The sequence below is a fragment of the Methylotenera versatilis 79 genome, from assembly GCF_000384375.1.
Taxonomy (GTDB): Bacteria; Pseudomonadota; Gammaproteobacteria; order Burkholderiales; family Methylophilaceae; genus Methylotenera_A; species Methylotenera_A versatilis_B.
On record NZ_ARVX01000001.1, the window covers coordinates 2,367,852 to 2,392,055 of the forward strand.

The following is a 24,204-nucleotide window of genomic DNA, read 5'->3' on the forward strand; positions in this document are numbered from 1 at the left end:
TTATCCCAAATTAATCTTGCTACTGCTTGGCTTTATTATTATTGAAACTTAACTGTTTTATTTAAATTAATTGAGCGCTGCAACAACTGCATCGCCCATCGCATTGCAGCCAACTTTTTTACAACCTTCGGTCACAATATCAGCCGTTCTATAGCCTTGCGCCAACGCTTTTTTAACCGCACTTTCAATCTTGAGCGCATTAGTTTCATCATTAAAGGTATAACGTAACATCATGGCAACTGACAAAATCGTTGCCAGTGGATTCGCAATATCTTTGCCAGCAATATCAGGTGCAGAACCATGACTAGGCTCGTACATGCCTTTATTATTCGCATCTAGCGAAGCCGACGGCAACATACCGATTGAGCCAGTTAACATAGAAGCTTCATCCGACAAAATATCGCCGAAAATATTACCTGTCACCATCACATCAAACTGTTTTGGCGCGCGAATCAACTGCATTGCCGCGTTATCCACATACATATGACTTAACTCTACTTCTGGATATTCAGCACTTAATTCAATCATGACTTGGCGCCATAGTTCAGTGGTTTCTAATACGTTAGCCTTATCAACTGAACAGACTTTTTTATTACGCTTCATGGCAATATCAAACGCCACACGGCCAATGCGACGAATCTCGGATTCGTTATAACGCATGGTATTAATACCTTCGCGCTCGCCGTTTTCTAGGGTTGAAATACCACGTGGTTGACCAAAGTAAATATCACCCGTAAGTTCGCGAATAATCATCAAGTCTAAGCCAGAAACCACTTCTGGCTTTAATGTAGAAGCATCCGCCAATTCAGGATAAAGCAGCGCGGGACGCAAATTAGCGAATAAATTCAATTCTTTACGAATGCGCAACAAACCACGTTCTGGGCGTAAATGACGCTCTAATTTATCGTATTTCCAATCGCCAACCGCACCCAGCAAAACCGCATCAGACTTTTTTGCCAATTTTAAAGTTGCATCAGGCAATGGATCACCTGATGCTTCGTAACCTGCGCCACCAATTGGTGCCTCTGTCATGTCTAAATTTAGATCTAATGCTTTAAGTACTTTAACGGCTTGTGCAACAATTTCCGGCCCAATACCATCACCAGGTAATACTGCGATTTTCATGAAGAACTTTCTAACTTTTAAAATTTAATTAAACAACTTTTAGTTAAACAACCATGGCTGTGCTTGCTTATGCTGAATTTCGAATGCTTTGATTTTATCCTGTTGCTGCATGGTTAAACCAATATCATCCAAGCCGTTAAGCAAGTTATGTTTCCTTACTGCATCCACATCAAAAGCGTAAAATTGTCCACTTGGCGTTGTGACGGTTTGCGCAGCCAAATCAACGTTCAATTGATAACCTTCAGTCGTCGTCACTTCGTTAAATAAGCTTTCTATAGCTTCAGCAGACAAGACGATTGGCAACATGCCATTTTTAAAGCAGTTATTAAAGAAAATATCGGCAAAGCTTGATGCAATCACCACTTTGAATCCATAGTCTTCCAACGCCCACGGTGCATGTTCGCGACTTGATCCGCAACCAAAATTCTCACGTGTCAGCAGCACACTTGCACCTTGATACCGAGCTTGATTCAGCACAAAATCCGGATTCAGCGGACGCTTGGAATTATCCATTCCAGGCTCACCATGATCAAGATAACGCCACTCATCAAAAGCATTAGGGCCAAAGCCCGAGCGCTTGATTGACTTTAAAAACTGCTTTGGAATAATCGCATCCGTGTCTACATTTGCGCGGTCTAACGGCGCGACTAAGCCATTTAATTGGGTAAACGGGTGCATTAGTTGTTAGGTGATTTTTTGATTTTCTCACCCACCTTTTCCACATCTTTACCAAAACCGTGCCAAGTGTTGCAACCCGTTAACACAACTGCAAAGCAAAGCGTCAACAATACAAATAATTTATTCATATTTAATCTCCTGATATTAAGTCTAGACAAATTGCCTGACATCTACAAAATGACCAGCAACTGCAGCTGCAGCTGCCATTTCTGGACTGACTAAATGCGTGCGCCCACCTTGTCCTTGGCGGCCTTCAAAGTTACGGTTACTGGTCGATGCACAACGTTCACCAGGCTCTAATCGATCCGCGTTCATTGCCAAACACATTGAGCAACCTGGTTCACGCCACTCAAAACCTGCGTCAGTAAAAATCTTGTCTAAACCTTCAAGCTCGGCCTGTGCTTTTACCAAACCAGAACCTGGAACAACTAATGCTAACTTCACATTTGGCGCAATATGTTTACCTTTTGCAACTGCAGCCGCGGCGCGTAAGTCTTCAATACGTGAATTGGTGCAAGAGCCAATAAACACTTTATCAATGTTAATTTCATCAATCGGCGTGTTGGGTATTAAACCCATATACGCATAAGCACGTTCCCAATCGCTGCGTTGCACTTCATTTTTGGCCATATCTAAACTTGGCACTTTGCCATCAACGCCAACCACCATTTCTGGCGACGTTCCCCAAGTGACTTGTGGCTGAATATCTTGCGCACTTAACATCACAACCGTATCAAATTTTGCGCCGTCATCGCTATGCAAAGTTTTCCAATAAGCAACCGCCGCATCCCACTGCTCTGCTTTGGGTGAAAATGGACGACCTTTGACATAATCAATCGTCGTCTCATCTACCGCCACCATGCCAGCACGTGCTCCTGCTTCAATCGCCATATTGCACAAAGTCATGCGGCCTTCCATGCTTAATCCGCGAATCGCTGAGCCTGCGAATTCAATCGCATAACCGTTTCCGCCCGCTGTACCGATTTTGCCGATAATCGCCAACGCAACATCTTTTGCTGTTACGCCATGGCCTAACTTGCCTTCTACCAATACTTGTAAAGTTTTAGATTTTTTCTGCACTAAGCATTGGGTCGCCATCACATGCTCGACTTCAGATGTGCCGATACCGTGTGCTAGAGCACCAAACGCACCGTGCGTGCTGGTGTGTGAATCCCCACAAACCACGGTCATACCCGGTAATGTCGCGCCTTGTTCAGGTCCAATCACATGCACGATACCTTGGCGTAAATCATTCATTTTGAATTCAGTCACGCCATGCTCGGCACAGTTTTCATCTAATGTCTGCACTTGCAAACGCGAGATTGGATCACTAATACCCGCAACACCCGAGCTTCTTTCCGTCGTTGGTACATTATGGTCCGGTACAGCTAAAATAGAGTTAACACGCCATACTTTACGATTTGCTAATTTCAGACCTTCAAACGCTTGCGGACTGGTGACTTCGTGCACTAAATGACGGTCGATATAAATCAGCGCGGTGCCATTTTCTTCATGCACCACGTGAGAATCGAATAATTTATCGTAAAGCGTTTTTGCTACCATTTATAAACCTAACTTAACCACTAAAATGTGTTAACTTTTAATCCCTAATGTTACTAATCCCGAAAGTTACCAAACTGCAACGGAAAATCGGTTACGTTTTTTTTACAAAATGCGATGGCTTCTTGCAGTAAATCGCGTTTCGCGCCGTTCACACGCACTTCATCACCCTGAATACTTGCTTGCACTTTCAAACCAGAATCTTTAATCAATTTGGCGATGCGTTTAGCTAATTCACTATCAATACCTGCGCGAATTTTCAGCTCTTGTTTGACTTTATTGCCGCCTACTTTTTGCACATCTTTGTGTTCCAAGCGCTTAGTAGAATCTGGCTCTTTTTTTTCCATGCCTGGCAACAAGATATCTTTGATCTGATCTAACTGGAAATCATTATCACCATACAAAGTAATAATGCTGTCTTTTTCGTTTAATTCAACCTTGGCAGATGTACCTTTAAAATCGTAGCGATTGGTAATTTGTTTACCAGCTGTATCAATGGCGTTTTTTAAGGCAACCATATCGACTTCCGAACTAATATCAAAACTAGGCATATAAATCCTTTATAACTCTTTAAGCGCAGGCTATGCAAGGCATGAGTGCGTAGACAGTACGACAAGCACGAAATAACGCCGCAGAGCCAAGCACTAACTATTCAAAATGGCAGACGTAGTCTAAGGTTTCAGTCACTTCAATATCAAAACTGGAATTACCTGGTACAGTAAATTTCTCACCTGCGCTGTAAGTTTTCCATGACTCTTCACCTTGCAAGCGCACTTTACAGACGCCTAAATTAATTTCCATTAACTCTGGCGCGGCTGTGTTGAAAGTGAGCAGGCTTGGGAAAATCACGCCAATCGTGCTGCGCGTTCCATTAGGAAACAACACGGTATGACTGACACATTTACCATCAAAATATATGTTTGCTTTTTTCTTTACACTTACATTGTCAAATTGCGCCATTCTTAACTCCTCAGTCTCAGTATTTTAGTTATTGGTATTATTAATCGTATTTAATTTTAAGCTTTTTTATTAGGTTAACTTAACGCTGTTTATTCTTTAAATTAGCCGCAATACGCATTCTTAACGCGTTTAATTTAATAAATCCACCCGCATCTTTTTGATCATACGCGCCTTTGTCATCTTCAAAAGTAGCAATCGTTGAATCAAATAGCGAATTGGTTTTACTATCACGCCCAGTAATAATCACGTTACCTTTATAAAGCTTCACACGCACCCATCCGTTAACTGAGCTTTGTGTATGATCGATCAACGTTTGTAAGGCAATGCGCTCCGGACTCCACCAATAACCGTTGTAAATCATGCTGGCGTAGCGCGGCATTAAATCATCTTTTAAATGTGCTACTTCACGGTCCAATGTGATGGATTCAATCGCACGGTGCGCTTTTAGCATAATCGTGCCACCTGGCGTTTCATAGCAACCACGTGATTTCATGCCTACATAACGATTTTCCACCAAATCTAAACGGCCAATACCATGCTTACCGCCAATTTTATTCAATTGCGCCAATAATTCATGTGGCTTCATCGTCTCACCGTTTAATGAAACTGGGTCGCCATTCACGTATTCAATGTCTAAATATTCAGCAGCATCTGGCGCTTTTTCTGGGCTTGCTGTCCAACGCCACATGGTTTCTTCAGCTTCTGCCGCCGGGTCTTCTAGGTGACGACCTTCGTAAGAAATGTGCAATAAATTAGCATCCATACTATACGGACTGCCGCCTTGCTTATGTTTCATCTCAACTGGAATGCCATTTTTTTCAGCATACGCCATCAATTTTTCACGGCTTAACAAATCCCACTCACGCCATGGCGCAATGATTTGAATATTTGGGTTCAATGCATATGCACCAAGTTCAAAACGTACTTGGTCATTGCCTTTGCCCGTTGCGCCATGCGAAATCGCATCAGCATTGGTTTCGGCTGCAATTTCAATTAGACGTTTTGCGATTAACGGGCGCGCAATTGAAGTGCCTAATAAATACTCACCTTCATAAACCGTATTGGCGCGGAACATTGGAAACACAAAATCGCGCACAAACTCTTCACGCACATCATCAATATAAATCTCTTTAACGCCCGCTGCTTTCGCTTTTGCGCGCGCCGGCTCTAACTCTTCACCTTGGCCTAAATCGGCAGTGAAAGTCACCACTTCGCATTTATATTCGTCTTGCAACCACTTCAAAATAACCGATGTATCTAGGCCACCAGAATAGGCAAGCACCACTTTGTTTACTTTACTCATTACTTACTTAACCCTTCAATTCACAAGCAGTTCAAAAGCCACTAAAAAACTCACTATCACCATCAAAACCATGCCTAACAAAAACAATCTATCCGCAAAAGTTTCTACTTTTGCCGTGTTATTGTCAGAGCGCAGCGACCAGTAAGACAATATGGTGCTGGCCAAAAAAAACAATCCATCAATCGCAATTAAATTATCCGCCCAACTGGCAACCTTACCCTGAGGCACAAGTTGCATCACGGTAATGACGGTCATACAAACACCCACCATCGTAGAAGACACTGGCAGTATATGGCGCGAGATGTCTGTTACTTTGTTGACCATTAACTGCTTATTTTTCCCAACAATAAATATTCCATTAAGGCTTTTTGCACATGCAAACGATTTTCCGCTTCATCCCATACAACCGATTGTGCGCCGTCGATCACTTCGGCCGCTACTTCTTCACCACGATGTGCAGGCAAACAATGCATAAATAGCGCATCCTTAGCAGCAACCTTCATCATGTCAGCATCGACTTGCCAATCGGCAAAGTCGCGCATACGCTCTTCGTTTTCGGCCTCAAAACCCATGCTAGTCCATACATCCGTGGTCACTAAATCTGCACCGCGCGCGGCTTCCATTGGATCCGCAAACGTTTCAAAATGATCGTCGCCATACAAATTAGCGCGTTCCACTTCTACTTCATAACCTGGCGGCGTAGAAACATGCACATTAAAATCCAGCACCTCTGCCGCTTGCAACCATGTATTGCAGACATTATTACTATCACCGATCCAAGCGACCGTTTTGCCTTTTATCGAGCCTTTTTGTTCGATAAAGGTAAAAATATCCGCCAAAATCTGGCAAGGATGATATTCATTCGTTAAGCCATTAATCACTGGCACGCGCGAATTAGCGGCAAAGCGTTCAATAATATCCTGCTCAAAGGTCCGTATCATCACAATGTCTGACATGCGCGAAATCACTTGTGCCGCATCTTCTACCGGCTCACCACGACCCAACTGTGAGTCACGCGTGTTTAAATAAATCGCCGCCCCTCCTAATTGATGCATGCCCGCTTCAAACGATAAACGCGTACGTGTACTGGCTTTTTCAAAAATCATCACCAAAGTGCGATCCTGCAATGGCCAATATTGCTGATAAGTTTTAAACTGCTGCTTGATCCATTTGGTGCGCGCAAATATATGATTTAACTCATCAGTAGTTAAATCATTGAATTGCAAAAAATGTTTAATTTCAGCCATATTTAAAACTCGAATTTCTTTTTTGTTTTATGCGAACAACGTAAGTCTTACTAAACCAAGCTACGCCTGATTACTGACTCAGAAACTGTTTAATCAGCTTCGCCAAACGTGTTGCTAATTCAGTCGCTTCTGCTTCGTTAATAATTAACGGGGGTAACAAACGCACCACTTTTTCAGCCGTCACATTAATCAACAAATGTGTGTCTAACGCCATTTTTACTATTTCAGCACACGGTTTATCTAACTCGATACCAATCATCAAACCCGCATGACGAATAACCGCAACACCTTTGGTGTCGGCTAATTCGGCTTTTAACTTATCAACGATCAAATCGCCCATTTTTAGCGAATTTTCACGCAGACTTTCGTCTTTAATCACATTCAAAGTAGTTAATCCAGCAGCCGTCGCAAGCGGATTACCGCCAAATGTAGAACCATGTTTGCCGTAAGTGAACGTCTCCGCCGCTAACCCTTTTGCAACGCAGGCGCCAATCGGCACACCAGAACCCAAACCTTTTGCCAAGCTCATCACATCTGGCATCACGCCAGTATGCTGAAAGGCAAACCAAGTGCCTGTACGGCCAATGCCGCTTTGCACTTCATCTAACATCAGCAACCAGCCGTTTTCATCGCAAACGCGACGCAAACCTTGAAAATAGTTTTCCAAATCAGCCGGAATATGAATACCGCCTTCGCCCTGTATCGGCTCAACCAGAATAGCCACCACGTTATTTTTACGCGATGCAATTTGCTTAATCGCTTCTAAATCATCATATGGCACGCGAATAAAACCAGACACCAGCGGCTCAAATCCCGCCTGTGCTTTGCGATTACCAGTAGCAGAAAGCGTTGCCATCGTACGGCCGTGAAAAGAGCGCTCCATCACAATGATTTCAGGATTTTCTATACCTTTGTTGTGTGCATAAAGACGCGCCAACTTAATGCTAGCCTCGTTCGCCTCGCAACCTGAGTTACAGAAAAACACTTTATCCATGCCGGATATTTCAGCTAACTTATCAGCTAAAGCTTCTTGCTCGGCAATATGATAAATATTAGACACATGAATCAACTTAGCCGCTTGCTCAGAAATGGCTTTCACCAATTTTGGGTGCGCGTGACCAAGACCATTTACCGCCACGCCTGCAAGTGCGTCTAAATATTTGTTGCCTTGTTCGTCCCACAACCAAACGCCCTCACCTTTTACAAAAGTGACTGGCTGTCTACTGTAAGTGTTCATTAAATGACTATTAGTGGTCAAATTTGACATCGTTTATTTCTACTCTAAAAAAATGTATAAAAAATTAGATAAATATACAGGTTAACTACGTGTAAAACACGTTACAAAACCGAAAAACAAAACGGCGGCTAAGGCCGCCGTTATTGCCTTAATCGTAATTACAATCCTAAAACTGCGCGATGCGATAGTCCGTTTGCCATAAAAAACAACATCGGAATAGACAGCATCATATTCGTGCGTGATGCTAGCATCGCAACTCGGCGTGCGCCAGCTTTGGCAGCGTCATCAGCAGGCACTAAGCCCAAAATCTTCTGTTGATTCGGCCAAATAAGTACCCAAACATTAATCAACATAATCGTACCCAACCAAGCACCAATGCCAATGCCTTCGTAACCGTTGCGTAGCAAGAACGCATCTGTAAAACCTGCACCTAATAATCCCGCACCTGCAACCCACGTGACCACTGCAGACCAGCGAAACCAAAATAAAGCGCGTGGCGCAACATGCTTGGTAATACCAGCAGCTGTGCCGTCAGCGGCTGCATCTTTCAATGCTGCCATTTGCACTAAATTAAAATAATACAACAAACCAACCCACGTAATGCCGGCCAATAAGTGTATCCAACGCATGATTCCTGGCATGATGTCCATTTTAAACTCCCGCAACTAGAAAGTTTTTGAGGAAAAACACCAATACAAAAGTGAGTATTAGCCCAGAAATAATCGTGCCTGCAACTGATTCAAGTGGATTTTTCATTGCAATTGCTCCCTGATAATTTCGTTATTATTGTACTGATTTTGTTGTTAATTTTGATGAGTGTTGAGATTAGCTTAAAACCCGTTTTTTAGCAAGATTTTGGCATGAGTTAACGGTTAAATTAAGGTCATTTCTGCTTTGTATTCAAATCCGTAGGTAAAAATGTTGAATCGGTAGTTTCAGCAACTTTGTATTCACCTCAGTTAAGAATATAAAATAATCTCGACCTAATTATCTGCGTTTATTGAGCAGCTTTATTGAACCAGTTTTGTTACTTTATTACTCATTCTTGATGACTTAAACACTTTAAAAGTGCCAATTAATCGTGTGAATTGCCGCATTTTTTAGACTATTTTGAGGGTTAAGTATGACTAAGCACTTAAATTTTATAGTCAATTTAATGCCAATAGTGCAAAATTCTGCTTTTCAAATTTAGTTTAAAAATTAGTTTTAACGAATAAATAGTCTGATTTTCAAACGCAATTATATTTATGGCTTCAGTCGCAACATTAACGCAACAATCTAAAACACCTTCCCAATTACCCGTTAGCTGGTATGCCAATCCGCAGGTTTACAGCTTGGAACAGCGATATCTTTTTTGCAATGCGCCAAAATACGTTGGTCACGCCTTAATGGTGCCAAATGCTGGCGATTACTACACGCTAGATTGGCTGCACAATGCAAAAGCGCTCATCAATCAAGCAAGCGAAATTACGTTAATAAGCAATATTTGCCGCCATCGTCAAGCCGTTATGCTTACTGGCAGCGGCAATACCAACCACATTGTTTGCCCGTTGCATCGCTGGACCTATGATTTAAATGGTCAGTTATTAGGTGCACCGCATTTTGCGCAAAACCCTTGTTTGCATTTGCACAAAACGCCGCTGGTTAATTGGCAAGGCATGTTATTTGAAGATGCTAGTCCATCTAACAAATCCCGCAGTCTGATCAAAGAATTGAATCAACTGGGTTGTAAACAAGATTTCGACTTTACCAATTACCATTTGGATAGCGTGAATGTTGAACATTACAACTTCAACTGGAAAACCTTTATTGAAGCGTACTTGGAAGATTATCACGTTGGGCCATTTCATCCTGGCCTGAATGCGTTTGTGGATTGCAATAATTTAAGCTGGGATTTTGGTGAAAATTACAGTGCGCAAACGGTCGGTTATAAACCTGCAAGCGACTCGCACCAATCGCCAACTTATCAAGCATGGCAATCAGTTGTTAGCAATTATCACGGCAAAATGCCGCCAAAACATGGCGCTATTTGGTTTGTATTTTATCCATTCTTAATGATTGAATGGTATCCGAATGTGCTGGTTGTTTCACACTTAATCCCAACTGGCGTGGACACTTGCAGTAATGTGGTTGAATTTTATTATCCAGAAGATATTGCTTTATTTGAACGCGAATATGTCAAAGCACAACAGGCGGCGTACTTTGAAACTGCAGTGGAAGACAAAGAGATTTGCCAGCGCATGCATGATGGCCGCAAAGGTTTATTTGCGCTTGGCTTAAACGAAACCGGGCCTTACCAACATCCGCTAGAAAGCGGCTTAGAGCATTTTCATCTATGGTATCGTAGGCAAATGGAACAGCATCTAGCGCAGCACGAATAACGCGGTATAAATAAATGGTTAAACCAATGAAAACTACAAACAAGTGAGGCTACCCAATTTAGGTAGTTTTTGGATGTTAATCGCTGCGCTTGGCTTTGCGGTAATGGGCGCATTAGTCAAAGTGGGTGCAACCAAATTTAGCAGTGCCGAGCTGGTTTTCTATCGTTCTATTTTTGGTTTAATGGTTATTTATGCTTATATTTTTGCCAAAAAACTACCGCTTGCCACCCCAGTAATGGGCAAACAAATGTCGCGCGGTTTAGTCGGTTTTGTAGCACTGGTTTTATTTTTTTATGCAATCGCACATTTACCTTTAGCAACTGCCGTCACGCTTAATTACACTTCTGCTTTATTTTTGGCGTTATTAATGCCATTAATGCTGCACGAAAAACCCAAACCAATTTTGTATGCCATGATTCTATTGGGCTTTGTCGGCGTAGTATTGTTATTAAAACCCAGCTTCGCCAAGCAAGATTTAATCGCTGGCGCAGTGGGATTATCTTCTGGCTTCGGCGCGGCATTTGCTTATGTGCATGTTAAGCAATTGGGCAATCTAGGTGAGCCGGATTGGCGTACAGTGTTTTATTTCACACTAATTTCTACCATCGCCAGCGGCATTTGGATGTTGTTGCAAACTTACACGCCAATCACATGGCGAGATATGCCAACTTTACTGGGTTTAGGTACATCTGCCACCATCGCACAGTTAGCCATGACACGCGCTTATCGCACTGGAAAAACGCTCACTGTGGCAAGCTTGGCTTATACAACAGTGATATTTGCCAGCTTATTTGGTGTACTTTTCTGGCAAGAAACGTTGTCATTATCTGAATACGTTGCTATTGGCATTATTATCATCAGCGGCATCGTTAGCGCGAATGTCACTAAAAACCCAGCAAAAATGCCTAAATAATCAGAGGTTTTCTACTTAAAAACATCAGTTTTAATCGTTAAGTGTACTCGTTGTTTGTTTGCACAATTAAGTCTCTAGACTTTTGTTTAAGTTAGCAGTAATGTCACTTTTCGCACATTATTACTCATTCAAATTCACTCAAATTAAATGGTTAAGTTCATTATCATCTCTAAGCCAATTGTTCTGCTAAGCATTAGCATCATGCTTTCTGGCTGTTTGGGCGGAACCATTGCCCAGCAAGTTGCACGCTCTATCGCCACTAGCATGGCAGATTCAGCCGTTGCCAATGCCATGGATGTGCAAGAGTTGGAACAACAAGACCGCTATGCATTACAGAAAAAAACTCTGATAGCAGAAAATACGCTATCGACACAAAACTCAATATCGCAAAAAAATGGTGGCCTGCAAGCTAACTCAAGCCTTCAACAAAATACCGCTTTACAACAAAATGCCAATATATTAAAAGATACGCCGCCAGACCCTTACAGACTGGCTTTTGTCAGTGCTCGCTTTGAAGAGTTAAAACCCACTTTGGAACCACTGCCAGAACAGCTAACAGTAGTCGAAACCGCAATTGCAGCGCCAATTGTCATGCTACAAAATAGCCCGCCATTACAAGATAATCAGCTAATACAAAATCGGTTAGTGCAAGTGGAATTGTTTAATCTATTAATTGGTGAAGAAAAAGCCGCTGTTTATACGAAAGCGCAATTGTTGGGCGCTACTTCATTGCCGAAACAACGTGAGTGGAAATTATGGCGTGTGGCGACTGGTGGTGTAAAAAATAACGCAATAAAAACCAGCGCGGAAAAAACTAATACGATTAAATCAGTGAGCACAAATAATCTAGCGCTTAACAATCCAAATGATTCAACAGATTCACAGCAGATCATTACGTTTTTAATCCCGCCAGAATTCGGTCGATTGCCAAGCGGCGGTATCGCTTTGGTTGAGATAGCTAGCCCTGGCGAGTTAAATATCGCGCGCTACAAAATCAATTAGGCAAAAACTTAACGCTAAAATAGGGTTAAGTTTTTGCCTAATTCAAATCTAAAATTTATTCAATAATCTAGTTAATTAATCAAGGGTCAATCAAGCCACTCCGCATCGCAATCAACGCGATTTCGGCCGAATTATTCGCGTTTAATTTTTGCTTGATATTATATAAATGCGTGCCAACTGTACGCGGGCTTAAAAACAAAGTCTCTGCAATTTCATTGGTGGTTTTGCCTTTTGCCAACGACATAAACACTTCAAATTCACGCTCACTTAATACATCTACTGGATTTTGCTCACCGGATAGTTGCTGTATGGCCATTTGCTGCGCAATGCTCGCCTCAATATATTTTTTGCCACTTGCCACAGTGCGAATGGCTTTTATCAACTCCTCGGCTGCGCTACGCTTTGTTAAATAACCCATCGCACCTGCATTCAGCACACGCTTGGGATGCACTGAATCTTCATGCGCGGATAACACTAAAATCTTTGCATGGCTTTCTTTGGCTAAAATGCGTTCTATCGCTTCCATGCCGCCAATACCCGGCATCGTTATATCCATCACCACGACATCTGGCTTAAATTCCATGTAATTTTTAATCGCCGCTTCGCCATTTTCAGCCTCTGCAATCACTTTAATTTCACTGGCCGATTCGAGTAACATTTTAAAACCCATACGCACTACCGCATGGTCATCGACTAGCATCACATTGATTGGACTCATTCTTTATCCTCATTAGTTATTTTTATAGTTGTCAGTATGTTTGGTATATTCATTTAATTGGCTTTTAAATTTCAATCGTCCGCGGAATATGTATGTAAATCGCAGTACCTGTTTTTTTTGCGTTTGGATTTTTACTACTCGTTTTTTTACCGCTTAAAGACTTACTGCTATCTTTGGTTGTCAATGTCTGATTAGGTTCAGAATCCACCGTAAAACTGCCCTTAAAACCTTGCACACGTTCGCGCATGCCCAATAAGCCAAAATGGTTACTTTGATCAACCGCATCCACATCCATGCCGATTCCATCATCTTTAATCGTCAGATCCAACTCACCTTTTTCATTTACAGCCAGCTTAATATCTATATTCTTAGCGCTAGCATGCTTAATCGCGTTGTTGATGGATTCCTGCACAATACGATAAATATTAATATTTAAACTTTCGCCTAAACTTTCTAAATTGCCTGATAAATCTAAATGGATTTTTATACCAGCATGTTGTTTTTGCACATTATTAATCGCGTCTTTCAAGGTCTCGCTTAAGCCCAAATTATCCAGCGAGCCTGGCCGCAATTGCCGAATGATATTGTGCATTCCGTCATAGATATGATTAGCCGCAGCCACAATCGTTTGTGCGCTGGCTTCTACTTCTGGCGCTTTTTCTTTGGTTTTATTGGCAATGGCAACGGCAAACGTTTTAATCGCCGTCACATATTGCCCAAGTTCGTCATGCAATTCACGCGCTAAACTGCGACGCTCATCTTCGATATGTTTTTGAATGAGATGCGTCACTTGCCGATTTTCTTCTAATTTACTTTCCGCCGCTGCTGCTTTGCGTTCTGCAATTTCCACCTGTTTGCGTTCGGTAATATCACGCATGCTAGAAATATCACCAATCACTTTGTTGGTTACTGGGTCAATCAATGGCGCGGCAGAAATCGATACATCAATAATTCTGCCATCACGCGCAAGTCGTTGCGTATCGTGGTTATCTACATTTTGCCTGTCATTAATCGCACGCCTGTTCTCAATTAAATCACGCTCTTGGCCTTTTGGTATCAAGGTGCTGGCAGACTTTCCGATGATATCTTGCGGCGCATAACCAAATATTTTTTGTGCCGCCATATTCCAAAACGAAATATTGCCGTTCAAATCGTGAATCATCATCGCATCCGCCGTTTGCTGCGCAATTAATGCTAAACGCTGATTTTCAGCCGTGCTTTTTTGTAGCGATTCGCCCATTAAGTTAAAATTTTGCGCAATCGAACCAAATTCTGGCAAATTAAAATGCGGCAAACGCGCCGACAAATCGCCCTGCTCCATTCGGTTAATCGCTTTTAACATCGGCTGCAAAGGTTGCAACCAGCGGCCTAGCATCCAATACACAATCACATTTAATGCAATAAAAAAACCAAGACCAACCCAAAACAAAATACGCATTTTGCCCCAAGCCTCACGTATTGCACCTGCTGGATTAGGATTGACGATTAACTTGCCAAAACGGATCAAACGCGTCACTGATTCTTCATGCGGATTGAGCATATTTTCAAACCACTGCGGCGGTGTTATGTCTGCGCGATATTTAGATGGCGGCGATTGAAAAAGCAATGCGCCATTCAAACTATAGAGATAGATTTCATTACTGCGCACATGACCCAAATGTTCCAAAAAACGGCGCATCACATCGTGCGTGTAACCCCATTCTGGGTTCTGAATCGAACTTACTACAACGGTATCCAGCAACTGCACGGTCACTCTGGTTGCGGCTTCTACGCCTTCTTGAATAGACGATTTGGTACCTTTTAAAATCACATATCCCACCGCCAGCATAAACAACAGTAGCAAAGTAGTAATCAGCAGATTCAATCGAAAACGCAGGCTCATACTCGGATTATAGCCAATTACATTTAATTGTCATGCTGAACTTTCTTCAGCCACTTGAAACCATGCAATCAGCGTCTGTTTTGCGCAAATCAACTGTCACAATAAGTTCATGAAACTTTGAGTCATAAAAAGGTATCCTATCGTTATCATATTTTTGCTTAGCACACCAATATTACAAATTGATGACACAAAAGTTGATGGCAAGGAAAATATTTAAACGGTGAAGGGAATAATAATGAAAAATGGCCTTATTTTAATATCACTCGCAGTATTAACTGGGTGTAGTAGCATGCAGACACAGGCGAATATTGACGGCAGTCACACCATTAGCTGCCATAGCATCAACGGCACAGATGAAAATTGTATAAAAAAAGCAGAGATTACTTGTAGTGAAGGCTTTTCAATTATTGCAAATCAATCACATAAAATAGAATACGCAAGCAGTGGCGATGGTTTTTATATGCCACCTAAGCATGTGCTGACAGTGTTGTGCAAGCCTACATAGATGCTGGTTGTTTTAATTACCTAATACTCAATTGTCGAATTAGAAACACCCGCCCTGCAAGCGCTATAAATAGTTGCCTGCAGGTCAGATTAAACAGGCCGTATTGAATTAATCATCAATCGTAATCGTTTTAAATTCAGCTGGCACAGGTGGATATTCTAACTGCAGCTTTTTGAGCGCGCTAAATAACAAACGTGAAATCAGTAAGTTACGATTCGTTTTTGAATCTGCTGGCACCACAAACCAAGGCGCATGAGCCGTGCTGGTTGCCGTCATGGCATTTTCATATGCCTGCATATATTTCGGCCAGAGTGCGCGTTCTTTTAGATCGTTTGGGTTGAATTTCCACGTTTTGGTCGCATCATTCAATCTATCTTGCAAACGCGCTTTTTGCTCTTGTTTTGAAATATGTAGGAAACATTTAATAATCACCGTGCCTGTTTCCGTTAACTGTTTTTCAAACGCATTAATCTGCGCATAACGGCGTTTACATTCCGCATCATCAATCCAATCATGCACTTTCACGATTAGCACATCTTCATAATGACTACGGTTAAAAATCACAATCTCGCCTTTTTGCGGCACTTGTTTGTGTACGCGCCACAAATAATCGTGCGCTAACTCCTCTTCAGTTGGACCTTTAAAACTTGCCAAGCGGATTCCCAGCGGATCGCACTCGCTAAATACATGCCGCACCGTGCCATCTTTGCCGCTGGCATCCATACCCTGCAAAATCAGCAAAACTTTATGTTTGCCCTGCGCATACAAAATATCTTGCAACGCGTTAATCTTGCTGGCTAATTTTCCCAGCTCCAATATGTCCTCTTCTTTAGTCGCACCGCGCTCGGATTTGTCATCTGTCTTAATATTTTTTAATGAGAATTTTTTAGAATTAACGCGATATTGCTGTAAATTTGGCATGTCAAAAACCTTTAAAGTAATAGCAATAATTTAACACAGCCTTAACAGTTAACTCTAAAAAATATCCAATAACTTACTTAACCCACAAGCATTTAGTTAACACGGTTTTAAATCATAAAATACAGACATCACAAGTTGCTTGCCATGAATAAGTGGCATGATTCAAACTCTAGGCTCTTGGTTTTGCAACAAGTTAACCTAAATTTTCAGCTTAAATAAATGGTTAAGTTTAAAAGCGTGATTTAAAAAAATGTTCAAAAAATGCCGCTTTAGTTTTACACTGCTCTAATGAAAACTGCTTTTATATTATCCGCCAGCCTTGCAATACACGCCGCGATTGTCGCCAACGAATCTGAAATAGAATCATTAGATCGCGCCATTGGCGATGGCGACCATTACATCAACATGAAGCGCGGCACCGAAATCATTGCAGGTATGTATAACGAGCTATTGCCGCTGCCAGCTGATGAAGTTTTAAACAAAATCGGCATGAAATTATTAAGCACAATCGGTGGCGCATCCGGGCCATTATTTGCCAGTTTTTTTATTAGCATGGCAAAAGTCATCAAACAGAACGGCGGCAACAATCCGCTTGAAATCGCAGCAGCGTTTGCCGCTGGCGTACAAAGCATTATGCAGCGTGGCAAAGCCAATTTAGGCGAAAAAACCATGTTAGATGTGCTAATTCCCGTTTCCACCACATTCACTTTAAGTGCGGCAGAAGGTAAAAGTTTGGCTGAGATTTGCACTGCGATTAAGCTGGCAGCCGATACAGGCTTAGAATCAACCCGCAATTTAATCGCCACCAAAGGGCGCGCCGCTGGTTTAGGCGAACGCGCAATTGGGCATTTGGACGCAGGTGCAAAAAGTAGCCAAGTGATGGTGCATACCGTGTGCGATTTGTTGATTTAAGATTAGTTGTCTTAGGATTAAAGGTAAAAGAGATTAAAAGGTACAGCACATGAAAAAATTTATTAACAATGTCGATAATCTTTTACTAGAAAGCTTATCTGGCTTTGCCAGCGCACATAACGATCTAGTCACACTGTATTTAGAACCCAATTACTTAACACGTAAAAACTTAACAGTTAAAAATACCCCAAAAAGTAAAGTCGCGATTATTTCTGGCGGTGGTTCTGGGCATGAGCCACTACACGCAGGTTACATCGGCTTTGGCATGTTAGATGCCGCTTGCCCTGGCCACGTGTTTACCTCGCCCACGCCAGACCAAATGATTGCCGCAGCAGAAGCAGTAAATAATGATAAAGGCGTTTTATTCATCGTTAAAAACTATGCGGGCGATGTGATGAATTTCGAAATGGCGGCCGAAATGTTGCCTTTTGAAAACGCCACAGTTCTAACCAGCGACGATTGCGCCGTGATTAACAGCACTTACACAACAGGTCGCCGTGGCGTGGCTGGCACAATGATTGTCGAAAAATGTGTGGGCAGCTTGGCAGAAACAGGCGCAGATTTACAAGCCTGTAAAACGTTAGGTGAAAAAGTGAATCATCGCACAGCCAGTATCGGCGTGGCATTAACCAGTTGCACAGTGCCAGCCGCTGGCCGCCCTACCTTTGATATTAGCGACACAGAGATTGAAATGGGCGTGGGTATTCACGGTGAACCAGGCCGAAAACGTGAAGCAATGCGCGAAGCGGATGATATTGTCAAAGAAATGGTCGATGCTATTTTGGCGGATTTTAAAGCTAGAAATATTACGTTAAAAAATGTGTTAACTAGCAAAGATTTACCTAACGAAACATTGCTATTGATCAACGGTTTTGGCGCAACACCGTTGATGGAGCTTTATTTGATTTACAACGCCGCCGCAAAATTGCTTGAAGAAAACGGCATTAAAATCAGCCGTTCATTGGTTGGCAATTACGTCACGGCGCTAGATATGGCGGGCGCTTCAATCACCTTGTGTTTATTGGATGATGAAATCAAACAACACTGGGATAGCCCAGTTCACACAGCAGCATTGCGCTGGGGTATGTAAAGTCAACTAAGTTAAATTAAGATTCCCAGCCGGCATGTTTATCCACCCATTTCATGCCTGCCCAATACCAGACAGTCAGTGGAATCATCGACAAAAACCAGCTCCAATCGTGAATTAAAAATACTTTACCCACTACTGCATTTTGTGAAAACTGCACCCAAGGTACGCAATACAAAGCAAATACCACACAGAAAATCACCATGATTAACGCCATTTTACGTGTGTGCACATTGGCATAAGCCAGCGTTACCCAAATCGGTGCTTTGTCGATTACTTTCATTCTGCGCTTTCATTCATTGTTTGTTTAAGCCGCATATTAACTCAAAACATTATGTAAGAGCTTTTCACGCGCGCATGATATTCTGCTAGCCTTAATTTATTTAGCTTATTCATATCATGACGACAAATACCGAAACCTTTATTGCTTCTCAATCTGGGGAAAACGAAACGTTTATTCCGAGCAAAGATGCCTCACTCGAATCTTCTATCGTTACTCTGCAAGCCAAATTATTGGCACTTAACATTCATACAGAAGAGAAATCTTGGTTGAATGAGATTGAAGGTATTTGGTCTGTGCATGTCATCGACAAAGACTGTCCACGCTTATTTACCAACGGTAAAGGCGCATCGCAATTAGCTGCCAGAGCCAGCGCATTGGGCGAATATTTTGAGCGTTTAAGTACCAATTATTTTTGGACGCATTTTTACTTAGGCGAAAAAATCGCCAATAAAGACTTTGTGCATTATCCGAATGAGCAATGGATTAAGTTAAAAGGCGACAAATGGCCTAAAGAATTATTAACACCTGAATTGCAAGAGTTTTATAACCCAGAAGGCACTTGCCCTGCCAGCAATTTGATTGATTTAAATTCCGGCAACAAAGAACGTGGCATTTGTGCCATTCCTTACACACGTTTGCGTGATGACAAAAGCGTATTGTTTCCAGTGAATCTAATCGGCAATTTGTATGTAAGCAACGGCATGAGCGCGGGCAACACCATGATGGAAGCGCGTACGCAGGCATTAGCAGAGATTTTTGAGCGCGATATCAAATACAAAATCATTCGCGAAGGCATTTGTTTGCCAGATGTGCCTGAAAACGTATTAAATCGTTACCCACGCATTGCCGCCGGCATTAAAGGTTTGCGCGATGCAGGTTACGGCATCTTAGTGAAAGACGCTTCACTTGGCGGACAATATCCAGTGATGAACGTCACGTTATTGCATCCAGAAGATCAAGGTTGCTTCGCCAGCTTTGGCGCGCACCCACGTTTTGAAGTCGCGCTAGAACGTGCATTGACTGAGCTATTACAAGGCCGCGCGATGAATAGCTTAAAAGGCTTTGTTGCACCAGGTTTTGATATGGAAGAAATCGCCGATTCACAAAACTTAGAGATTCACTTTGTGGATTCCAGCGGCGTGATTAGCTGGGATTTTTTACGTAGTACGCCAGATTACGAATTTGCGGATTGGAACTTTGGTACAACTACACAGGAAGATTACAACTGGTGCGTGAATACCATTCATAACAGCGGACATGATATGTATATCGCCGACTTCACACATTTAGACGTATATGCCTGCCGCATTTTTGTACCGGGCATGAGTGAGATTTACCCAGTAGAAGAATTGCAATGGGAAAACAACACAGTCGGTAATTTGGTGCGCCCTTTTGCGTTACGTTTGCCAGAGTTAAGCCAAACAGAATCTGCCGAGTTACTAGAAACTTTACTGGATTTAGAGTTAGCAGATGAACTGCCAGTGACCACATTAATCGGTCTTTGCGCAGATCCAAATACAACATGGGTAGATTTGCGCGCTGGTGAACTGAAAGGCCTTGCCGCTCTTGCTGCTGGTGATACCGATGAGATTTTAAACGGCTGCGCTTGGATTGCCCAATTTGGCGAATTGCCCGAAAAACGTGCCCGCGTTTACCGTTGCATTGACAATATTGTGCAACTTCAAGAGATCGCAGAATCGGAAGATACATCTGCGTTTGAAGAGAATTTGACATTAATGTATGGCACAGAGACATTGCAACAAGCACAGAAATTATTGAACCGTGAAGAGCAGTATTTTGGTTTAGAGTTGTTGGGCGCAAATATGGAAGGTAGCGTCATGCATCAACGTTTGCTTGAGGCTTATGGTAAGGTTTGGAGATAAATCAAGCTAGGAGTAATTATGCGTAAACCACAATCTGTTGATGCACTTGAAAAATTAGGAATGGTTCGCCTTTCAAATTCGTTTTATATGCGTGATTTTTTATACAGTGAAACGGCTAATTTTCATGCAAAATCAAATATTCCTGATAATCCAGATCTTGCAATTGAAGTGGGTCGTAAGCTTTGTGAGAAGCTTTTAGAACCACTAAATGCCACTTTTGGCCGAATTGCAATTCGCTCCGCATTTCGCTCATGTTAAATCAACCAACTTTGTAACGAGCTTGATTACGGTTGTGCAAAAAATGAATCCAATTATGCTGGTCACATTTGGGATAGGCTTGATGCAGACGGTTTAAAAGGTGCTACCGCATGTATTGCTATTCCTTGGTTTACTGACAAATATACAAATGGCACCGATTGGCGTGCCCTTGCATATTGGATTCATGACTATCTTCCATATAGTGAACTGCAATTTTTTCCTGCTATTTGTGCATTTAATATCAGTTGGCATGAAAAACCTAAAAAAACAATTCACAGCTTCATTGAACCAAAAGGTTACTTGTTAAGGAATGCCACTAATCAAAGTGGATTCTCAGAGTTGTATTCAGACTTTCCGGCATTGTGTAGGCCTGCGAAATAACAACTCATTCTTTCACAGATGTCACTCCGTCGCAGGACGGAATCCAGACCACGTCAATACTAGATTATTTATCAAAAATCACCAGTCATGAATGCCATCTTGACTGGATATCAGCCTCCGCTGGTATGACGAAGTTAGGGAGAATAAGTGTTAATGCCAGCAATTTTAAACAAATACTTTCTTGCATAAATCCGTAACCGCAACAATATGCGCCGTAACTAAAACCGTTTCCACCCTACTATGCGTCACACCTTGCAACTTAAGCGCATGTTGCATTTTTCGGTATTCTCTATAAGCAACAGCAACATTTTCTGCCGCTTCTGTTTCAATAATATCCAGTGACGCCAGCAGTTTTAGTAACGCGATATTACCAATATTTTCGGTTAATTCTGGATGTTTATTGGCATGACTTAATACTAAAAATTGCACTAAAAATTCCACATCAATAATGCCGCCGGCGTCATGTTTAATATCGAACAAACCCACTTGCGGTTTATGGCTGGCGCGCATTTTTTCGCGCATTTCTACCACAGATTTTTTCAGCGTTTCTACATCGCGTTGCTGACTCAGCACTTCTACACGCACTTGCTCAAATGCCTTACAAATATTGACATCACCTGCAATAAATCGTGCGCGGGTCAGTGCTTGATGTTCCCACACCCACGCTTTGGTGAGTTGGTATTCTTTGAATGCAGCGATACTGCTGACCAATAAGCCGCTTCTTCCATCTGGCCGCAACTGTAAATCGGTTTCGTACAACAAACCTGCGTTAGTGATGCTGTTAAACCAGTTATTGATGCGTTGTGCAAAACGCGCATAGATTTCTGCACTATTTCCGCTGCTTTGCAATTTATCGCCACTAGCGTTTTCAGCCGTATTGTCGTAAAGAAAGATGATATCTAAATCAGACATATAGCCTAATTCTTTGCTGCCTAACTTGCCGTAACCGATAACGGCAAAATGTGGGGTATCGATATGTTTAAATTTCAGGCTATCCCAAATGATTTGTAAGCTTACTTGCACGATGACATCGGCGAGATTACTGAGATAATCCGACAGGATTTCTAGCGGCAATGCACCTGACACGTCTTGTGCAGCAAATTTTAAAATGGTGGCATGTTTAAAGTGGCGCATCGCATCCATTTGCGCTTCGGTATCCCCTTGCAGATGCTGCATTTTTTCAATCAATTCCGCTTTTAATAAGGCAAAATCCGGCTCTGCATACAAAGTGCGCGGATCTAATAACTCATCTAGCAAAATAGGATGCGCAGATAAATATTGTGCCAACCAAGGGCTGGCGGCGCACAGCTTAATCACCAGATTCAAGGCTTGCGGATACTCGGCCAGTAGCGCTAGGTAGCTTGCGCGGCGGCAGATATTTTCCAGTAGGCTGATTGTACGGAGTAACGCGATATCGCTATTTTCCTCTTGCGCGGCAATCGCAATCACTAATGGCATTAAGCGATCAAAGCGCTGGCGGCTACTTTCGGGTAGCTGTTGATAACGACTACTGGCGCGCAGCATTTTTAAACGCTGCAAAGCTTCATTGGCATCGCTATAACCCGCATCAGATAAGGCTTGCAACGCAACATTGCTATCAAGCGTTTGCTGCCAAAGCGCGATTTCTATCTCATATTCGCCAGATTGATTATTTTTAGCGCTGCCTGATGATGCTTCATTGTTAAAAGTCGCATCAAAATGTTGCTGTACGTTTTGCCTGTGCACATTCAATTGCGTTAAAAAACTATCCCAACTGAGAAACTGCATGGCGCTGGCAATACGCGCGCGTGCTATATCGCTTTTAGGTAAATCTTGCGTTTGCTGGTCATCTACATACATTAATCTGTGTTCTAAATTCCTTAAAAACACATAAGCGGACGTTAATTCATTTACAGTCTTTTCTGGCAATAAGCCTTTATTTTGTAATAGTTTCAACACAGATAAAGTGGGTTTTATTTGCAAACTAGCATCTGTTCCGCCACGTATTAACTGAAAAACTTGGGCAATAAATTCAATCTCACGTATGCCACCGCGACCTAATTTAATATTGTCCTGCATGCCCTTTTGCAGCACATCGCGCTGGATTTGCATTTTTAAATCACGCAAGCTAGTTAACGCGTTGTAATCCAGATATTTTCGAAACACAAATGGCTTTAATAGCTTGGTAATCAGCGCTTTTGGCCCAGTCACCACGCGGCCTTTTATCCACGCATAACGCTCCCATTCGCGTCCATTATTTTGATAGTATTCTTCCAGCGCATCGCAATTTGGCACCAATACGCCTTCAGAGCCAAACGGCCGCAAGCGCATATCCATTCTGAATACAAAACCATCTTCAGTTACATCATCCAAAGCGGCAATAACTTTTTTACCCAGCTTATTAAAAAAGTCCTGGTTACTAATGACATTAGTTGGATTAGCAGTATTTTGTGTTTCGCCCACACCTTCAAAACTAAAAATCAAATCCACATCTGAAGACACATTCAACTCGCAGCCGCCCAACTTGCCCATTCCTACCACAATTAATTCCTGTGGTTTCCCATCGCTATTGCAAGGCTTTCCGTAACTGTTTGCCAACAATGCATAATGAAAATTAACCGCTGTTTGAATGGTGATTTCCGCCAAATCAGAAGTGGTTTGCATCACTTCGTTTAAATCGCCCAATTGATTCAAATCGCGGTAAATTATTCTCAACATCACATGCTGACGCAATTGCCTTAACACTTTTTTTAAGGCAATTTCTTCGGTCACTACTGCATTATTTTGTGCATCATCTAAAAATGCTTGCATGCTGTCACGCGTGTAAGTTTGCGCATGATTCTCTAGCAAATCTTCTAGCAATAAGGCATTTTTTGACAATAGTCGCGCTGCATACAAACTACAATTAACTAAGTGCTGTAATCCCGCTTCAAAAGCCGTTGGCGCTTGAGTTGACGATAAGTATTTATCCAGTGATTGCATGAGTTTT

The 24,204-nt window shown here is 42.2% G+C and carries 24 protein-coding genes; 8 read left to right on the forward strand and 16 right to left on the reverse strand.

The window, feature by feature from the left end; all coding sequences use genetic code 11:
• Nucleotides 1-66: 66 nt before the first annotated feature.
• From leuB to METVE_RS0111480, 11 genes are all read right to left on the reverse strand, one after another.
• Nucleotides 67-1,125, reverse strand: a complete 1,059-nt coding sequence (gene leuB, locus METVE_RS0111430; RefSeq protein ID WP_020168621.1) for a 3-isopropylmalate dehydrogenase — start codon at nt 1,123-1,125, stop codon at nt 67-69.
• A 39-nt stretch (nt 1,126-1,164) separates the two neighbouring features.
• Nucleotides 1,165-1,803, reverse strand: a complete 639-nt coding sequence (gene leuD / locus METVE_RS0111435) for a 3-isopropylmalate dehydratase small subunit (protein ID WP_020168622.1) — start codon at nt 1,801-1,803, stop codon at nt 1,165-1,167.
• A complete protein-coding gene (locus METVE_RS0111440; protein ID WP_020168623.1) occupies nt 1,803-1,931 on the reverse strand; it encodes an entericidin A/B family lipoprotein in 129 nt (42 codons plus the stop codon). The genes leuD and METVE_RS0111440 overlap by 1 nt, the downstream gene beginning before the upstream one ends.
• A gap of 22 nt (nt 1,932-1,953) precedes the next feature.
• Nucleotides 1,954-3,366, reverse strand: coding sequence for a 3-isopropylmalate dehydratase large subunit (gene leuC, locus METVE_RS0111445; protein WP_020168624.1), 1,413 nt, complete (start codon nt 3,364-3,366; stop codon nt 1,954-1,956).
• Between the two features lie 53 nt (nt 3,367-3,419).
• Nucleotides 3,420-3,914, reverse strand: a complete 495-nt coding sequence (locus METVE_RS0111450) for a YajQ family cyclic di-GMP-binding protein (RefSeq protein ID WP_020168625.1) — start codon at nt 3,912-3,914, stop codon at nt 3,420-3,422.
• Between the two features lie 97 nt (nt 3,915-4,011).
• Entirely contained in the window at nt 4,012-4,323 is a 312-nt protein-coding gene (gene ppnP / locus METVE_RS0111455; protein WP_020168626.1) for a pyrimidine/purine nucleoside phosphorylase, read from the reverse strand.
• A 79-nt stretch (nt 4,324-4,402) separates the two neighbouring features.
• Nucleotides 4,403-5,626, reverse strand: coding sequence for an argininosuccinate synthase (locus tag METVE_RS0111460; protein WP_020168627.1), 1,224 nt, complete (start codon nt 5,624-5,626; stop codon nt 4,403-4,405).
• A 15-nt stretch (nt 5,627-5,641) separates the two neighbouring features.
• A complete protein-coding gene (locus METVE_RS0111465; protein ID WP_020168628.1) occupies nt 5,642-5,950 on the reverse strand; it encodes a hypothetical protein in 309 nt (102 codons plus the stop codon).
• Entirely contained in the window at nt 5,950-6,873 is a 924-nt protein-coding gene (argF, locus tag METVE_RS0111470; protein WP_020168629.1) for an ornithine carbamoyltransferase, read from the reverse strand. The genes METVE_RS0111465 and argF overlap by 1 nt, the downstream gene beginning before the upstream one ends.
• Before the next feature lie 70 nt (nt 6,874-6,943).
• Nucleotides 6,944-8,140: an aspartate aminotransferase family protein gene (locus METVE_RS0111475; RefSeq protein WP_020168630.1), complete on the reverse strand. Its 1,197-nt coding sequence runs from the start codon at nt 8,138-8,140 to the stop codon at nt 6,944-6,946.
• A 128-nt stretch (nt 8,141-8,268) separates the two neighbouring features.
• Nucleotides 8,269-8,760 carry a urate hydroxylase PuuD gene (locus METVE_RS0111480; protein WP_020168631.1) on the reverse strand — a complete coding sequence of 164 codons (492 nt, stop codon included), beginning with the start codon at nt 8,758-8,760 and terminating at the stop codon, nt 8,269-8,271.
• Between the two features lie 597 nt (nt 8,761-9,357).
• On the opposite strand from METVE_RS0111480, the gene METVE_RS0111485 reads away from it, so the two are divergent.
• From METVE_RS0111485 to METVE_RS0111495, 3 genes are all read left to right on the forward strand, one after another.
• Entirely contained in the window at nt 9,358-10,491 is a 1,134-nt protein-coding gene (locus METVE_RS0111485; protein ID WP_020168632.1) for an aromatic ring-hydroxylating oxygenase subunit alpha, read from the forward strand.
• Nucleotides 10,492-10,534: 43 nt separating this feature from the next.
• Nucleotides 10,535-11,404, forward strand: a complete 870-nt coding sequence (locus METVE_RS0111490) for a DMT family transporter (RefSeq protein WP_026362120.1) — start codon at nt 10,535-10,537, stop codon at nt 11,402-11,404.
• A 147-nt stretch (nt 11,405-11,551) separates the two neighbouring features.
• Entirely contained in the window at nt 11,552-12,406 is an 855-nt protein-coding gene (locus METVE_RS0111495; protein ID WP_020168634.1) for a hypothetical protein, read from the forward strand.
• Between the two features lie 79 nt (nt 12,407-12,485).
• Here METVE_RS0111495 and METVE_RS0111500 read toward each other — a convergent pair whose 3' ends face one another.
• On the reverse strand, nt 12,486-13,124 hold the full coding sequence (locus METVE_RS0111500; protein ID WP_020168635.1) for a response regulator: 639 nt from the start codon (nt 13,122-13,124) through the stop codon (nt 12,486-12,488).
• A 64-nt stretch (nt 13,125-13,188) separates the two neighbouring features.
• The gene (locus tag METVE_RS0111505) at nt 13,189-15,006 is read right to left on the reverse strand and encodes a PAS domain S-box protein (RefSeq protein WP_020168636.1); all 1,818 of its coding nucleotides are present in this window, start codon (nt 15,004-15,006) and stop codon (nt 13,189-13,191) included.
• Nucleotides 15,007-15,241: 235 nt separating this feature from the next.
• Between METVE_RS0111505 and METVE_RS0111510 the strand changes: the two genes are divergently transcribed.
• Nucleotides 15,242-15,511, forward strand: coding sequence for a hypothetical protein (locus METVE_RS0111510; RefSeq protein WP_020168637.1), 270 nt, complete (start codon nt 15,242-15,244; stop codon nt 15,509-15,511).
• Between the two features lie 108 nt (nt 15,512-15,619).
• On the opposite strand, the gene METVE_RS0111515 is transcribed toward METVE_RS0111510, so the two are convergent.
• Nucleotides 15,620-16,432: a polyphosphate kinase 2 family protein gene (locus tag METVE_RS0111515; protein ID WP_020168638.1), complete on the reverse strand. Its 813-nt coding sequence runs from the start codon at nt 16,430-16,432 to the stop codon at nt 15,620-15,622.
• Between the two features lie 288 nt (nt 16,433-16,720).
• Here METVE_RS0111515 and dhaL point away from each other — a divergent pair, with 288 nt between their 5' ends.
• On the forward strand, nt 16,721-17,344 hold the full coding sequence (gene dhaL / locus METVE_RS0111520; protein WP_020168639.1) for a dihydroxyacetone kinase subunit DhaL: 624 nt from the start codon (nt 16,721-16,723) through the stop codon (nt 17,342-17,344).
• Between the two features lie 49 nt (nt 17,345-17,393).
• The gene (gene dhaK / locus METVE_RS0111525) at nt 17,394-18,434 is read left to right on the forward strand and encodes a dihydroxyacetone kinase subunit DhaK (protein ID WP_020168640.1); all 1,041 of its coding nucleotides are present in this window, start codon (nt 17,394-17,396) and stop codon (nt 18,432-18,434) included.
• Nucleotides 18,435-18,450: 16 nt separating this feature from the next.
• Here dhaK and METVE_RS0111530 read toward each other — a convergent pair whose 3' ends face one another.
• Nucleotides 18,451-18,714, reverse strand: a complete 264-nt coding sequence (locus METVE_RS0111530) for a hypothetical protein (RefSeq protein ID WP_020168641.1) — start codon at nt 18,712-18,714, stop codon at nt 18,451-18,453.
• A gap of 116 nt (nt 18,715-18,830) precedes the next feature.
• Between METVE_RS0111530 and ycaO the strand changes: the two genes are divergently transcribed.
• Nucleotides 18,831-20,597: a 30S ribosomal protein S12 methylthiotransferase accessory factor YcaO gene (gene ycaO / locus METVE_RS0111535; RefSeq protein ID WP_020168642.1), complete on the forward strand. Its 1,767-nt coding sequence runs from the start codon at nt 18,831-18,833 to the stop codon at nt 20,595-20,597.
• Between the two features lie 18 nt (nt 20,598-20,615).
• Nucleotides 20,616-20,855: a hypothetical protein gene (locus tag METVE_RS0111540; RefSeq protein WP_020168643.1), complete on the forward strand. Its 240-nt coding sequence runs from the start codon at nt 20,616-20,618 to the stop codon at nt 20,853-20,855.
• A gap of 546 nt (nt 20,856-21,401) precedes the next feature.
• Here METVE_RS0111540 and glnE read toward each other — a convergent pair.
• The gene (gene glnE / locus METVE_RS0111545) at nt 21,402-24,197 is read right to left on the reverse strand and encodes a bifunctional [glutamate--ammonia ligase]-adenylyl-L-tyrosine phosphorylase/[glutamate--ammonia-ligase] adenylyltransferase (protein ID WP_020168644.1); all 2,796 of its coding nucleotides are present in this window, start codon (nt 24,195-24,197) and stop codon (nt 21,402-21,404) included.
• Between the last annotated feature and the right edge of the window lie 7 nt (nt 24,198-24,204).